This window comes from Bradyrhizobium canariense, assembly GCF_019402665.1.
Classification (GTDB): Bacteria; Pseudomonadota; Alphaproteobacteria; order Rhizobiales; family Xanthobacteraceae; genus Bradyrhizobium; species Bradyrhizobium canariense.
In genome coordinates this window covers 1-15,287 of sequence record NZ_VSST01000016.1, presented here as the reverse complement: position 1 = coordinate 15,287, position 15,287 = coordinate 1, and the positions used below count along the sequence as shown (strand labels likewise).

The 15,287-nt window shown below is 64.5% G+C and carries 7 protein-coding genes; 2 read left to right on the top strand and 5 right to left on the bottom strand.

All coding sequences use genetic code 11. The features are described from left to right. Position 1: 1 nt before the first annotated feature. Genes treZ through FXB41_RS08215 form a run of 5 tightly spaced genes read right to left on the bottom strand, consistent with a single transcriptional unit; the run spans position 2 to position 11,217 of the window. Positions 2-1,756, bottom strand: a complete 1,755-nt coding sequence (gene treZ / locus FXB41_RS08235) for a malto-oligosyltrehalose trehalohydrolase (protein ID WP_219681178.1) — start codon at positions 1,754-1,756, stop codon at positions 2-4. After that, positions 1,753-3,831 carry a glycogen debranching protein GlgX gene (gene glgX / locus FXB41_RS08230; RefSeq protein ID WP_219681176.1) on the bottom strand — a complete coding sequence of 693 codons (2,079 nt, stop codon included), beginning with the start codon at positions 3,829-3,831 and terminating at the stop codon, positions 1,753-1,755. Before glgX ends, treZ begins: the two co-directional genes overlap by 4 nt. A gap of 3 nt (positions 3,832-3,834) precedes the next feature. After that, on the bottom strand, positions 3,835-5,973 hold the full coding sequence (gene glgB / locus FXB41_RS08225; protein WP_007595727.1) for a 1,4-alpha-glucan branching protein GlgB: 2,139 nt from the start codon (positions 5,971-5,973) through the stop codon (positions 3,835-3,837). After that, positions 5,966-9,259, bottom strand: coding sequence for a maltose alpha-D-glucosyltransferase (treS, locus tag FXB41_RS08220; RefSeq protein WP_219681174.1), 3,294 nt, complete (start codon positions 9,257-9,259; stop codon positions 5,966-5,968). The genes glgB and treS overlap by 8 nt, the downstream gene beginning before the upstream one ends. An 11-nt stretch (positions 9,260-9,270) precedes the next feature. Continuing rightward, positions 9,271-11,217 (bottom strand): maltotransferase domain-containing protein, encoded by a 1,947-nt coding sequence (locus FXB41_RS08215; protein ID WP_219681172.1) that lies wholly within the window; start codon positions 11,215-11,217, stop codon positions 9,271-9,273. Between the two features lie 204 nt (positions 11,218-11,421). Between FXB41_RS08215 and malQ the strand changes: the two genes are divergently transcribed. Together malQ and FXB41_RS08205 are read left to right on the top strand one after the other, a co-directional pair. Further along, the gene (malQ, locus tag FXB41_RS08210; protein WP_219681170.1) at positions 11,422-13,383 is read left to right on the top strand and encodes a 4-alpha-glucanotransferase; all 1,962 of its coding nucleotides are present in this window, start codon (positions 11,422-11,424) and stop codon (positions 13,381-13,383) included. Positions 13,384-13,426: 43 nt separating this feature from the next. Further along, a complete protein-coding gene (locus FXB41_RS08205; RefSeq protein WP_219681169.1) occupies positions 13,427-15,226 on the top strand; it encodes a glycoside hydrolase family 15 protein in 1,800 nt (599 codons plus the stop codon). Positions 15,227-15,287: the final 61 nt, after the last annotated feature.

Genomic DNA, 15,287 nt, shown 5'->3' with positions numbered 1-15,287 from the left:
GTCAACCTCCGAGGCGCCAGACCACCGACCAGGGCGCAAGCCGATCGCCGGTCGCGCCGCCCCAGATCAGGGTCCCCACACCGTCGTCGGAATATGCGGCGTCCTTGTCGGAGAGTTTGGCCACGAGGCGCAACGTCGCGCCATCCCCCATGTGCCAATGTGCGGTGAGCAGCCCGCTATCGGCCACGGCGGCATCACCGAAGCGCGCACCTTTCAGTCGTGGCGCGACCTCCTTGTGGCGGAGTGCGAGCAGCTCCCGCACCAGCGCGAGGCGTGCATCCTGCTCCGGCGTGTGGCCGCTCCAGTCGAGCACGGCCGATTGCAGCGTTGCCGGATCGAGCGGGTCGGGCACGTCGTCGCCGTACTTTTCATAGGCCCAGGCGTATTCCTGCCTGCGCCCCTTGCGGACGGCATCAGCCAGTCCGCCCTGGAAGTCACAGAAGAACGGGAAGCGCACGGTGGAGCCCCACTCCTCGCCCTGGAACAGCATGGGCACCATCGGCGCGAGCAGGGTCACCGCGAGTGCTGCTTCGATCTGCTTGGGCGATGCCAGGCTTTCGAGCCGGTCGCCGAGCGGCCGGTTGCCGATCTGGTCGTGGTTTTGCAGGAAATTGACGAAGGTTGCCGGCGGCAGCTCGCCGCTGTTCTCGCCGCGCGGCTTCTTGCCCCAGAATTCAGAGATTTCGCCCTGATAGACGAAGCCGGAGGCGAGCGCGCGTGCGAGATCGAGGCGCGGTGTTTGATAGTCCGCGTAATAACCAGCGAGCTCGCCCGTCAGCATCACGTGCCAGACGTGGTGGTAGTCGTCGTTCCACTGGGCGCGATATTTGCCGTTCGGAGGCTCCTGCGCGGCGTCGAGCAGGCTCGCGCGATTGTCGCCGTTCTCCAGCACGAGATGGATATGCCGTCCCGTCGCCTTGGCAAGCTCGCCCGCGGCGACGCTGAGGTCCTGCAGCATCGATTGCTCGCCGGGGATCGCCATGATGTGATTGGCGGCATCCAGCCTCAGGCCGTCGAAGCGATAATCGCTGAGCCACGACAGCGCGTTCTCGACGGCAAAAGCGCGAACCTGCGGCACGCGATAATCGATCGCGCTGCCCCATGGCGTGTGCGCGTCGGTGAAGAAGGCCGGCGCGTAGCGGCCGAGGTAATTTCCCTCGGGGCCGAAATGATTGTAGACGACGTCGAGGAACATCATCAGCCCGCGCAGATGGGCTTCGTCGATCAGCGTCTTCAAATCATCGGGATGACCATAGGCGCTGTCGGGCGCGTACCACAGCACGCCATCATAACCCCAGCCGCGACGACCGGCGAAGTCGGCCAGCGGCATCAGCTCGACCGCCGTGATGCCGGTCGCGACGAGATGATCGAGCTTGTCGATCATGGCACGATAGGTACCTTCCGCAGTGAAGGTGCCGACATGCGTCTCGATCAGTACCGTCTCTTCCCAGGGACGCCCGCGCCAATCGGGCGTGCGCCAGGCGAAGGCGTCATGATCGATCACCTCGCTCGGGCCGAACACGTCGTCGGGCTGGAATGCAGACGCCGGATCGGGCACGTCGATCGCGTCGTCGATCCTGAATTTGTAGTTGCTGCCGACGGGCAGATTGGCAATCTCGGCGACATACCAGCCATCCTGCCGGCGCTGCATCGCGTGTCGTCTGTCGAGCAGGAGATCGACACGGCGCGCGGCAGGTGCCCATAGCCGGAACGACACGCCGTCCTTCGTCGGCCTCGCCCCGAAGGATGGCCTCATAGCGCCCCCGCGAAAGCGAGCACGGAGCGCGGCGGCGCCTTGCTGTCGCTTCCGGGCAGGAAGTCGACCGTGTTCAGCTTGGCGTCGGTCGTGTTCAGGATTTGCTGCCAGCTTTTGTATTCGCTCATTTTTGGCAATTTGAATGCGATCTCTTCGGGGGCTGCGTTGAGTACGATAAAGATCGCGGCGCTGCCCGGTTCCATCGGCCCCATCACATAGGAGAGGAACCGCCCTTCCGGGAATTTCCAGTCGCTTTCCGTCATTTCGTCGCCGGCCGGCGTCAGCCACAGCGCGCCGTAGGAGATGCCGTCCTTGGGGCGGCCGTCGAGCCAGCGATGGCTGCGAAGCTGCGAGAACCGGCGGCGGATATCGGCGAGCTCGGCGACGAAATCGACCATGTCGTCGCCGTCCTTGCCGAGATTGTCCCAGCCGACCCAGCCAACCTCGTTGTCCTGGCAATAGGCGTTGTTGTTGCCTGATTGCGAATTCCCGACTTCGTCGCCGGCGAGGATCAGCGGAATGCCCTGCGCCAACATGAGGCAAGCCAGTACGTTCTTGCGAAGCTGCCGGCGCAAGCTGACGATTTGGGGATCGTCGGTCGGGCCCTCGACACCGCAATTGTTGCTGTGGTTGTCGTTGGAGCCGTCGCGATTGTCCTCGCCATTGGCCTCGTTGTGCTTCTCGTTGTAGCTGAAGAGATCGGCGAGGGTGAAACCGTCATGCACGGTGATGTGGTTGACGCTGGCGCGGGGCCGCCGTCCATCGTGGTTGAACAGGTCGGAGGACGCCGTCATGCGGCTGGAGATGTCGCCGATCAGGCTGCCTTCGCCGCTCCAGTAGCGGCGCATGGCGCTGCGATAACGGTCGTTCCACTCCGACCATTGTGAAGGAAATGCGCCGACCTGATAGCCGCCAAGGCCGAGGTCCCAGGGTTCGGCGACGAGCTTGACGCTCGCCAGCACCGGGTCCTGGCGTATCGCGGTCAGGAACGAGCTGCCGCGATCATAACCGTTCGGCCCGCGCGCCAGCGTGGTGGCGAGGTCGAAACGGAAGCCGTCGACGTGGCAGACCTCGACCCAGTAGCGCAGGGAATCCATCACCATCTGCAGCACGCGCGGATGGGTGAGGTTCACCGACGAGCCGCAGCCGGTAAAATCGTCGTAGTAGCGCGGGTTCTCGCGGTTCAGCCAGTAATAGGAGGCGTTGTCGATGCCGCGGTAGCACAGCGTCGGGCCGAGATGATTGCCCTCGGCTGTGTGGTTGTAGACGACGTCGAGCATCACCTCGATGCCGGCATCGTGCAGGCGTGCGACGGTGGTGCGGAAGGAATCGAGGGCGTTGTCCTGGGCGTAGCGCTGCTCGGGCGCGAAGAAGGACAAGGTGTTGTAGCCCCAGTAATTGGCGAGCTTCTTCTCCACCAGGATGCGGTCATCGACGAAACTGTGCACCGGCAGGAGCTCAACGGTGGTGACGCCGAGCTTCTTCAGGTGCTCGATCATCGCCGGCGAGGACAGGCCGCCATAGGTGCCGCGCAAATTCGGCGGGACGTCGTCGCGCTTCTGTGTCAGTCCCTTGACGTGGGCCTCGTAGATGATGGTGTCTTCCCAGGGAATGTTGGGCCGGATCTCGCGGCGGCCCCAGTTGAAGGTCTCGTCGACGACGACAGCCTTGGGCATGCCGCGCGCGTTGTCGCGCCGGTCGAACGACAGATCCTCGCGCGGGCTTCCGGTGCGATAGGCGAAATGCGCGTCACTCCAGACCAGCCGCCCGGAAAGCCGCTTGGCATAGGGGTCTAGCAGGAGCTTGTTGGCGTTGAAGCGGTGGCCTTGTTCGGGCTCGTAGGGGCCATGCACGCGGTAGCCGTAGAGCTGGCCGGGCGAGACGTCGTTGAGATAGCCGTGCCAGACATCCTCGGTGCGCTCCGGCAGCTCGACGCGCTCGAGTTCGCGGCGGCCCTGCATGTCAAACAGGCACAGCTCGACCTTCTGCGCGTTGGCGGAGAACAGCGCGAAATTGGTGCCGCGTCCGTCCCAGCTTGCGCCGAGGCGTGCGGGCGATCCAGCAGTCAGGCGCATCGTTCAGCTTTCCGGAACGAGGAAGATCGCGGCGAGCGGCGGAATGGTGAGGCGGAGCTCGCCATTGACGGCGTGGACTTCGCCGATATTGCCGACATTGCTGCCGCCGTAATGGGCGGAGTCGGAGTTGAACACTTCCTTCCACTTGCCACTGAGGGGCGCGCGAACGCGGTAGTTGCGATAGACGTTGGGTGAGAAGTTGACGATCACCATGCACCGGGCGTGCTCGTCAAATCCCTTGCGCAGCCATGCGAACACGTTGCGGTTGGCGTCGTCCGTGATCAACCATTCGAAACCGGCCTGCTCGCAGTCCATCTGGTGCAGCGCGGGCACCGCGCGATAGAGCCGGTTGAGATCGCGGATCAGCGCCTGGATGCCTGAATGGAGCTTGTACTCGAGCAAGTGCCAGTCGAGCGACTGGTCGTGATTCCATTCGCGGCTTTGTGCGATCTCGGCGCCCATGAACAGCAGCTTCTTGCCGGGATGGCCGAACATGAAGCTGTAATAGGCGCGCAAATTCGCGAAGCGCTGCCATTCGTCGCCGGGCATGCGCCCCAGGATCGAGCGCTTACCGTGCACGACCTCGTCATGCGACAGCGGCAGGACGAAGTTCTCCGAGAAGGCGTAGTGCAGGCCGAACAGGATGTCGCCGTGATGATGCTTGCGGTGGATCGGATCCTTGCTGATGTAGTTCAGCGTGTCGTGCATCCAGCCCATGTTCCACTTGTAGCCGAAGCCGAGCCCGCCGAATTCGACCGGGCGCGAGACCTGCGGCCAGGCGGTGGACTCTTCGGCGGCCGTGGTCGCCTGCGGGAAACGTGCGAACAGCTCGGTGTTGAAGCGGCGCAGGAACGCGATCGCCTCGATGTTCTCCCGGCCGCCATGCTGGTTCGGAATCCACGCGCCGGGCGGACGGCTGTAGTCGAGGTAGAGCATGGACGCGACGGCATCGACGCGCAGTCCGTCGATCGCGTAGCGCTCGAGCCAGAACAGCGCGTTGGACACCAGGAAGTTCGTGACTTCGGTGCGGCCGTAATTGTAGATCAGCGTACCCCAATCGAGATGCCGGCCCTGGAGCGGATTGGCGTGCTCGTACAGCGCTGTGCCGTCAAAGCTGCCGAGCCCGTGCGGATCGTCCGGGAAGTGGCCGGGCACCCAGTCGAGCAGCACGCCGACGCCCTCGCGGTGGCAGGCATCGACCAGTGCGGCAAAATCCTCCGGCGTGCCGAAGCGGCTGGTCGGCGCATACAGGCCAGTCGGCTGATAGCCCCATGAGCCGTCGAAAGGATGCTCGCTCACGGGGAGGAATTCGAGATGGGTGAAGCCCATGTCGCGGGCGTAGGCCGGCAGCTGCTCGGCCAGTTCGCGATAGGTCAGCCATTCATTGCCGTTCTTGCGCCGCCACGAGCCGAGATGGACCTCGTAGATCGACATCGGCGCGGACAACGCGTTGATGCCGTCGGGTGCCGGTCGCGGCCGGGGCAGATGTGCTTCGTCGAACACGATGGAAGCGGTCTTCGGCCGCACCTCGCTTGCAAAGGCCATCGGATCGGACTTCAGCGGAAGCAGATGGCCATGCGGTCCGATAATTTCGAACTTGTAGTGGTCGCCCGCCTTGGCGTGCGGGATGAACAATTCCCAATAACCCGCGCCGCGCACCCGCATCGGATGGCGCCGTCCGTCCCAGAAATTGAAGTCGCCGACCACGGAGACACGGCGGGCGTTGGGCGCCAGCACCACGAAGCCGATGCCATCGATGCCGTCGAGCCGCATCGGATGCGCGCCGAGCTTGTCGTAAAGGCGCTGGTGCGTGCCTTCGCCGAGCAGATAGAGGTCGAAATCGGTCAGGATCGGCGGAAAGCGATAGGTGTCCTCGAATTCGATGACGTTATCGCCGAACTTCGCGCGGAGCTGGTAGTGCTTCGCGCCGTTCGGCAGAGCGCCGATGAACAGGCCGGCATCATGGACGCGATCGAGCTTCGCCACCTCGCCGTGCTCGCCCACCGCCTCGACATTGGAAGCATCGGGAAGAAACGCGCGCACCACGCTCTTGTCGCCCTCGGGATGCAGCCCGAGATAGTGGAAGGGATCGGAGTGGCGACCCTCGATGATCGCATAGGCCTCGGCAGGGAGTTTAGGCATGGGCTTCGCTCTCGATACTGGACAGAATGCGAAGCAGTCCGGACAGCGGCGCATGGAGCCCCTCAGGCCGGTGGGACAGCTCGTACTCTACTTCCTCGAACGCTTGATCAAGCAGGAAAAACCTTAACAGGCCTGCCGCGGATTGCGGATCTTCCGGCCACAGCCGCCGATCGGTCATGGCTTCGCGGTAGGCGGTGAGGAACGTCGCGGTGGTGCGCTCGCGCCATTCGTCGAGCGCAGCCGTAAGCCGGCCCTGTTCGTCGGAAGCACCCGTGAGCGCGCGGTGGAGCGCCGCGTTAACCGAAAGATCAATCGAGCGGATCAGGCCGGCAACGTCGCGCGCCGCAGGCAGCTTGCGCCGCTTCTCCGCCAGCGGCAAACGCGGATCTCCGTCGAAGTCGATGATGAAGATATCGTCCTTCACGATCAGAGTTTGCCCGAGGCGGAAGTCGCCATGATGACGGATGTTCAACCCGCCGATCTCGGCAGGTAGTAGCGCGCTGAGCCGGCCGGACAGGGACGCGCGCTCCGCGGCGAGCTGATTGATCAGCGGCCGATCTGCCTCCCGCAGGCCGTCGGTGCTGGCGGCCAGCCGCTCGAAAATCCGCTCGGCCCGTGCCTTGAGCTCGGATGACCAGCGCTTGATGTGTGCGGAGCCAATCGGCTCCGGCGCGAGATCGCCGGGCTTTGCGGCGGCCAAAGCCACATGCAGCTCGGCGAGCCGTCGACCGATCTGTGTAATGAAGTGCAGATAGGGCGCTTGCTCCTGGGTCTCGCGGGGCATCTCGCCCGGTGGCAGCACCCGCTGCTCGTCGATATAGCGGTCGAGATAGCCCGCAGTGACGCCCCAGCCGTCGCCCTGGTTCTCGACATAGGCGTGCAGCACGCCGACTGCGCTGCGACGGTCGTCTTCGACCAGTTCGACGCTGCCGAGCAGTGCCGGCGTATTGGCAAAGCGGGCGATTTCCGTGAGGTAGGAGCCGATCTCGATCTCGGGATTGATACCGGCTTCGAGCTGGCGATAGATCTTGGCGACATACTGGTTGTCGACCAGCGCGGTGCTGTTCGACTGTTCGATCGCGCGGATGCGTTCGGGCTCCTTGATGGTGTACTCGGCAAACCGGCTGGTCGCCTTGAACTCCAGCCGCAGATTGTTTTCTTCCACCACCAGGTTCTGCGACAGATTGCGCAGGAACAGGCCAATGAAGATCTGCTCGGTTGCCACATCCAGCAGCGTCCCTTCGCGGGCGCCCTGACGCACGGCGGCGAGCGCCCTGGGATTGAAGCGTTCGCGGTCGAAGCGCACCCATTCGATCTGCATCGGCAGCACGTAGCGCGTGGTGACATCGCCCTGCGCCGCCTCGAAGAACGCGATCCAAGGCCTGTTGTCGCCGATGTCGCAGAACGGCACCGCCGAGGTCAGCGTCGGCTTGATGTGCTTGGGATTGTGCTCGGGATACCAGCGCGTGCGCGACAGGAATCCCGGCAGCACCTCGTGCTCGAACACGCCCCGCTCGCGCGCCAGCGACACCCAGGTCGAGTTCACCGGCACCACCAGCGTCTCGAATTCCGGCACCGCGCGCGGCGTCACCGGCTCGGACTTGTCGCGCTCGGTGAGCTGGAACCAGTAGAAGCCATAGGGCCCCAGCGTGACCATATAGGGCAGTTCGCCGATCGCCGGAAAACGCGTGCGGCCGAGCATCTCCTGCGGGATACGGTCCTTCCAGGGCGACAGATCGAGCTCGGTCGCCTGGGCCGCCCGCGACAGATTGGCGACGCAGAGGATCACCTCGTCGCGGTACTGCCGGACGTAGGCCAGCACGGCGCGGTTGGCCGGGCGGATGAAGGTCATGGTGCCGCGGCCGAAGGCGAGCGTCGATTTGCGCACCGAGATCAGGCGCTTGGTCGCGCTGAGCAGCGAGGACAGGCTGCGCGACTGCGCCTCCACGTTCACCGATTCGTAGCCGTAGACCGGATCCATGATCAGCGGCGCGTAGAGGCGGGCCGGGTCGCAGCGCGAGAAGCCGCCGTTGCGGTCCGGGCTCCACTGCATCGGCGTGCGCACGCCGTTGCGGTCGCCGAGATAGATGTTGTCGCCCATCCCGATCTCGTCGCCGTAATAGATGATCGGCGTTCCCGGGAAGGACAGCAGCAGCGAGTTCATCAGCTCGATCTTGCGCCGGTCGTTGTCCATCAGCGGCGCGAGGCGCCGGCGGATGCCGACATTGATGCGGGCACGTGGATCGTTGGCGTAGGTGGTCCACAGGTAGTCGCGCTCGACGTCGGTCACCATCTCCAGCGTCAGCTCGTCATGGTTGCGCAGGAACAGCGCCCATTGGCAGCTCGCTGGAATGTCCGGCGTCTGGCGCAGGATGTCGGTGATCGGGAAGCGGTCCTCCTGGGCGATCGCCATGTAGATGCGCGGCATCAGCGGGAAGTGGTAGGCCATGTGGCACTCGTCGCCGCGGCCGAAATATTCCTGCACGTCCTCCGGCCATTGATTGGCCTCGGCCAGCAGCAGCTTGCCCTTGGAGTAGGAATCCAGCTCGTGGCGCAGCCGCTTGATGATGGCATGTGTCTCGGGAAGGTTCTCGTTCGAGGTGCCTTCGCGCTCGCAGAGATAGGGAATGGCGTCCAGACGGAAGCCGTCGACACCGGCATCGAGCCAGCGCTTCATTACCTGGATCAGGGCGCTGACGACGCGCGGATTGTCGAAATTGAGATCCGGCTGGTGCGAGAAGAAGCGGTGCCAGTAGAAAGCGCCGGCCTCGTGATCCCAGGTCCAGTTCGACTTCTCGGTGTCGGTGAAGATGATGCGGGTGCCCTGGTATTTCTGGTCGGTGTCGCTCCAGACATACCAGTTGCGGGCGCTCGAGCCCGGAGGGCTGCGGCGCGCGCGCTTGAACCAATTGTGCTGGTCCGAGGTGTGGTTGACGACGAGCTCGGTGATGACGCGCAGCCCGCGCTTCTGCGCTTCCTGGATGAAGCGCTTGAAATCCTTCATCGTCCCGAAATCGGGATTGACCGCGCCGTAGTCGGCGATGTCGTAGCCGTCGTCGCGGCCGGGCGAAGGATAGAACGGCAGCAGCCAGAGCGCGGTGACGCCGAGCTCCTGGAGATAAGGCAGCTTCTCGGTCAGCCCGGCGAAGTCGCCGATGCCGTCCTGATTGCTGTCGGCAAACGCCTTGACGTGGAGCTGATAGATGATCGCGTCCTTGTACCAGAGCTCGTCCACGATCTCGGCAGCCTCGGCTTTCTTGGTGTCGACGGAAGACAATACGTTCATGGCGTGCGCCCTTACGCCAGGCAGCGGAACAGTAGCGCCGGATCGCGCTCGGGATCGATACGCAACCTGATCCCGCCCCATTCGATGCGGGCCTGTTCGCCGGTGAGGAGGTTTTCGAGTGCCGACACATGGTGTCGCTGCCCGCCGGCGTCAACCGTGACGTCGCCGAGCGGCAACCAGAATTCGCGCACGTCGCGCGACAGTGCAACCACGGCGACGACGACGTTGGCCGGGCCGGTCGCCTCCTTCACGAAGGCGATCGTCTCGCCGTCTTCGATGCCGAGGAAGCGCAGGTTCGCGGTCTGGTGAAGCGCAGCATTCTCGTTGCGGATGCGATTGAGCTCCGTGATGTAGGCCTTGATGTTGCCGGGCTTGTTCCAGTCGCGCTGCCTGACCTGGTATTTCTCAGAATCGAGATATTCCTCGCGGCCGGGGATCGCGTCATGCTCCAGCAACTCGAACCCGCTGTAGACGCCGTAATTGCCGGACAGCGTCGCCGCCAGCGCGAGGCGCGATTTGAACGCCCAGGTCTCGCCGCCCTGGAGATGATAGGGCAAGAGATCGGGCGTATTCACGAACAGGTTCGGCCGATAGAAATCACGTTCGGGATAGCGCGTCAGCTCGCCGAGATATTGCTCCAGCTCCCACTTCGCCGTGCGCCAGGGGAAATAGCTGAACGATTGTGCAAAGCCGAGCTTGGCAAGCCCCTTCATCAGCTTCGGGCGCGCAAACGTCTTGGAGAACAGGATCACCTCGGGATGCCGGCGGCGGATGTCACGGATCAGCCACTCCCAGAAGGCGAGCGGCGCGGTGTCATGATTGTCGATGGCGAAGATGGTGACGCCGTGGTCGATCCAGAACAGCATGGCGTCGCGAAACGCGTTCCACAGTCCAGCCCGGTCGACGGACGTGAAATCGGGGATGACGATATCGGAATAGGGCCCGTCAGCCGTCCGCACCGAGCGATCCGGGCGCCATTTGAACCATTCCGGATGCTGCGTCAGCCAAGGGTGGTCCGGCGAGCATTGCACGGCGAAGTCGAGCGCGAGTTCGAGGCCGTATTCCAGGCAGGTCGCGACCAGCGCGCGAAAATCCTCGATTGTGCCGAGTTCGGGGTGCAGCGCATCGTGCCCGCCCTCGATGGCGCCGATCGCATAAGGCGAGCCGGGATCGCCTTCGGCCGCCACCGGCGTGTTGTTGCGGCCCTTGCGCCGGGTGCGGCCGATGGGATGGATCGGCGTGAAGTAGAGCACGTCAAAGCCCATCGCGGCGATGTCGGGCACGCGCGCGATGCAGTCGCGGAGCGTGCCATGCTGTCCTGGCACCACGCTCTGGCTGCGCGGCATCATCTGATACCAGGCGCCGAAGCGTGCCTTGTCGCGGTCGACGAACAGTGGGAATACCGCCGAGCGCGTGAGATCAGGCCGCGACTGGCTCTCGGCCATGGCTGCGCCGAGCTCGGTTGCCAGCAGCGGGGCAACGTCGCCGGTCTGAAGATAGTCCTCGCATTGCCTGACGATGACGGCGGCGGCGTCCTGCTGCGCGCCATGCGCCTTGGTCAGAAGGCCGGCGCCCTCGATCGCATCGAGACTGACATCGGCACCGGAGCGCTGCTTGCGCGCGACCGCGTGCGACCACGTGGCGAATTCGTCGGTCCAGGCTTCGATCGCATAGACATATTTGCCGGGCTCGACCGGTGTGAACGCGCCGGACCAGCGGTCATTGCCGTGAGGGATCATCGGCTCGCTCTGCCATTCGCGGTCCTGCTCCTGTCGCCAGATCAGCGCTGCGCCGATCACGGCGTCGCCGTCCCGGTAGATGTCGGCCCAGACCTCGACCGGTTCGCGCGCGATCCGCTTCACGGGGAAGCGCCCGCCGTCGATCAGGGGATAGACGTCCTCGATGAGGAAAGTGCTGCCCGCTGCGGCACTCTCGACAGTTTGAATTGTCTTGTTCACGGTGATGCCATTGACAAGAAAGCAGGAGCCCGTTTCCCTTGCCGGGAACCTACGCTTGATACCACTATAGAAAGCCGCTTGTGTGTCATTGGTTCCCTGGGGAACGGCAGGCGCGGCTTGCGAGTTGACCCTGACTAACCTCTTCCGCGACCTCGTTAAAATCGATGCCCCCGGCCAAAAAATGGCCTGCAAGCTGCGTGCCGAATGGATCTTTTAGCTCAAGCCCGGATCAAGGGCGTTCAATCCGAATTCGTCGATGCCCTCGGAAAGCTGCGGGTCACCGATCCCGTGGCCCTCAAATCCATCCTCGACGCCTTGCCGGAAAAGCGGGTTTACCGCTTCGTCAGCGGGCCCGTGGTGGTACGCGCCTTGGGCCATCCGCGCACCGAATTGGTGACGATCGGTGCGCCGCCGCTCAAATGGAAGATGACCGGCAACGGCAATTTGATCGCGCAAGGTGAGACGCGCGAGCCCGTGATTGCCTGGCCCGCCGGCCTGCCGCTCGGCTATCACCGCCTGACGCTGACCGATGCCGAAGGCGTGACCGAAGAGGTGCCGATGATCGTGGCGCCGGAGCGGGCCTTTGGCGGCGATTTCGACCGCGGCTGGCTGCTTGCCGTGCAGCTCTACAGCGTCCGCTCGGACCGCAATTGGGGCATCGGCGATTTCACCGACCTCGCCGGTCTCGTCCGGCTCGCCAAGCAGTTGGGGGCCGACGGCGTCGGGCTCAATCCCCTGCATGTGTTGTTCGACGACCATCCGGCCGATTGCAGTCCGTATTCGCCGAACAGCCGGCTGTTTCTCAATCCGCTCTATATCGACGTCGAGGCGATCCCGGAATTTTCCCCCGACCTCGTCCCCGACGCGGCCGCGACCGCCGCGCGGCTCCGTGACGGCGATCGCGTGCCCTATCCCGACATGGCGGCCTTGAAATGGCTCGGCCTCCGCGCCGCCTTCGACAGCTTCGTCAAAACCGCGAGCGGCGTCCGCCGCAACCAGTTCGACGCCTTCCGCGCGGCTCGCGCGCCGCTGTTGTCCCGCTTTGCCTGCTTCGAGGTGCTCCGTCATCGCTTCGCGGCGCCGTGGTGGGAATGGCCGGAGGAATGGCAAAAGCCGGACGAGACGAAATGCGCCGAGCTGCGCAATGGCCCGGACAAGCACGAGGTCGAGTTCGTCGAATTCGTGCAATGGACGGCTGATAGCCAATTGCATGCCGCCAAGGAGCTGGCCGGCCAGCTCGGCATGCGGGTTGGGCTCTATCTCGACGTTGCCGTCGGCGTGCAGTCGAACGGCTTCGATGCCTGGAACGAGCAGGGGGCGATCTCCCGTCATCTCGCCGTCGGCGCGCCGCCGGACGTGCTCAATACCATCGGCCAGGATTGGGGCCTCGCCGGCTTCAATGCCGGCGGCCTGGAGGCGCAATCCTTCGTGCCATTCGCCGATATGCTCGCGGCTTCAATGCGCCATTCCGGGGCCATCCGTCTCGATCACGTGCTGGGCCTGAAGCGACTTTATCTGGTGCCGCGCGGCTTCAAGCCCGACAACGGCGCCTATGTGCAAATGCCGTTCGAGGCGCTGCTGGCGACTGTGGCGCGCGAGAGCGCGGCCCATAAGTGCATCGTGATCGGCGAGGACCTCGGCACGGTGCCGGAAGGTTTTCGCGAGACCATGCAGGATTTCGGCATCTGGTCCTACCTCGTCATGATGTTCGAGCGCGACGATGCCGGTCATTTCCGGCCCGTCGATCACTACCGGCCCAACGCGCTGGTGACGCTGAACACGCATGATTTGTCGACCTATGCCGGCTGGCGCTCATTCAGCGATCTCAGGATGAAGCGCTCGCTCGGGCTCGATCCCGGCGAGAACGATCAGGCCCGCTGGGATGCGCTCGGCCTGCTCGACGAGATCCTGCGCGCCAACGGCATCCGTGCCAATGATGTCTATTCGGTGCTCGCCTTCCTGTCGCGCACGCCGTCGCGGCTGCTTGCGGTGTCGCTGGAGGATCTGCTCGGGGTGATCGACCAGCCCAACATTCCCGGTACGATCGACGAGCATCCGAACTGGCGCCAGCGCCTGCCTGTGACGCTCGACAAGATTGCCTCGAAAGTCGATCTCGCGGCTTTGAAGGCCGCGACACGGGAACGCTCGTTGCCCGGCGGGCGTTGATCGCCGGGGCTCCAAGGGTGCCGTTTTCGAGGCTCGTACGACCTTGTCTCAGAGGATTGAGGACTATGCGCTGATCGGCGACTGCGAGACCGCGGCGCTGGTCGGCCGCAACGGCTCGATCGATTGGCTGTGCTGGCCGGCCTTCGATTCCGACGCCTGCTTTGCAGCGCTCCTCGGCACGCACAAGAACGGCCGCTGGCTGATCGCGCCGAGCGAGGACGTCACCGCGACGTCGCGCCGCTATCTCGGCGACACCCTCATCCTCGAGACACGCTTTGAGACGAAGAGCGGCACCGTTGCGCTGATCGACTTCATGCCGCCGCGCGGCAAGGCCTCCGACATCGTGCGGCTGGTCCGCGGCGTCAGCGGCACGGTGAAGATGCGGATGGAGCTCGTCATCCGCTTCGGCTTCGGCGTCGACATCCCGTGGGTGCGGCGGATCGACCATTCCCTGCTGGCGGTCGCCGGGCAGGACATGACGGTGCTGCGGACTCCCGCGAAGACCCGCGGCGAGGATCTGACCACGGTCTCCGATTTCGAGGTGAAGGCGGGCGAGACCGTGCCGTTCGTGCTGACCTACGGCCCCTCGCATCTCGAGCCACCCGCACCGATCGACCCGGAGCTCGCGCTGCAGGAGACGGAAAAGTTCTGGCAGGACTGGTGCAGCCACTGTAATCGCGATGGCGACTATCGCGACCTGATCGTGCGCTCGCTGATCACACTCAAGGCGCTGACCTTCGGTCCGACCGGCGGCATCGTCGCGGCGCCGACCACCTCCTTGCCGGAGAAGCTCGGCGGCGCCAGGAATTGGGACTACCGCTTCTGCTGGCTGCGCGATGCCACCTTCACGCTGCTGGCGCTGATGAACTCGGGTTACACCGAGGAAGCCTCGGCCTGGCACAATTGGCTGTTGCGGGCGGCTGCAGGCTCACCGTCGAACATGCAGATCATGTACGGCATCTGGGGCCAGCGGCGACTGCTGGAATGGGAAGCCGGTTGGCTCGACGGCTACGAGGGCGCCCAGCCGGTGCGCGTCGGCAATGCCGCGCATGCGCAGCTTCAGCTCGACGTCTACGGCGAACTGATCGACGCCTTCCATCAGTCGCGGATGGCCAAGCTCAAGCTCGACGACGAGAGCTGGGCGCTGGAATGCGCCGTGCTCAAGCATCTCGCCGAAGTCTGGGACCAGCCCGATCACGGCATCTGGGAGCGGCGCGGAGAGCCGAAGCACTATGTCTTCTCCAAGGTGATGACCTGGGTCGCCTTCGACCGCGGCATCAAGAGCGCCGAGACCTTCGGCTTCAAGGCGCCGCTGCTGCACTGGCGCACCTTGCGCGACGCCATTCATCGCGACGTCTGCAACCGGGGCTTCGACACGGAGGAGAATGCCTTCGTGGAGTCCTACGGCTCGAAGCTGCTCGACGCCAGCGTGCTGCTGCTGCCGGCCGTCGGCTTCCTGGAAGCGTCGGATCCGCGCATTCGCGGCACCATAGTGGCGATGGAAAAGCACATGATGCCTGACGGTTTCGTGCTGCGGCACGATCCCCGCGAGGTGCCTGCGGGGCAGCCGCCGCTCGAAGGCGCCTTCCTCGCCTGCAGCCTGTGGCTGGCCGATGCCCATGTGCTGGCGGGCGATCTCGACAAGGCGCAAGCCTTGTTCGATCGCGTGGTCGGGATCGCGAATGATGTCGGGCTGCTGGCCGAGGAATATGATTCAGGCGCCAAGCGTCAGACCGGCAATTTCCCGCAGGCGCTGACGCATATCGCGCTGGTCAACACCGCGCATAATCTGTCGGCGGCAAGGCAGGGCAGCGAGAAGCCCGCGATGCAGCGGTCGAAGTAGTGACGTGGATTAGTATCGATTGTATCCGGGGCGGAGGTGCGCCCCTCTCCCGCTTGCGAGG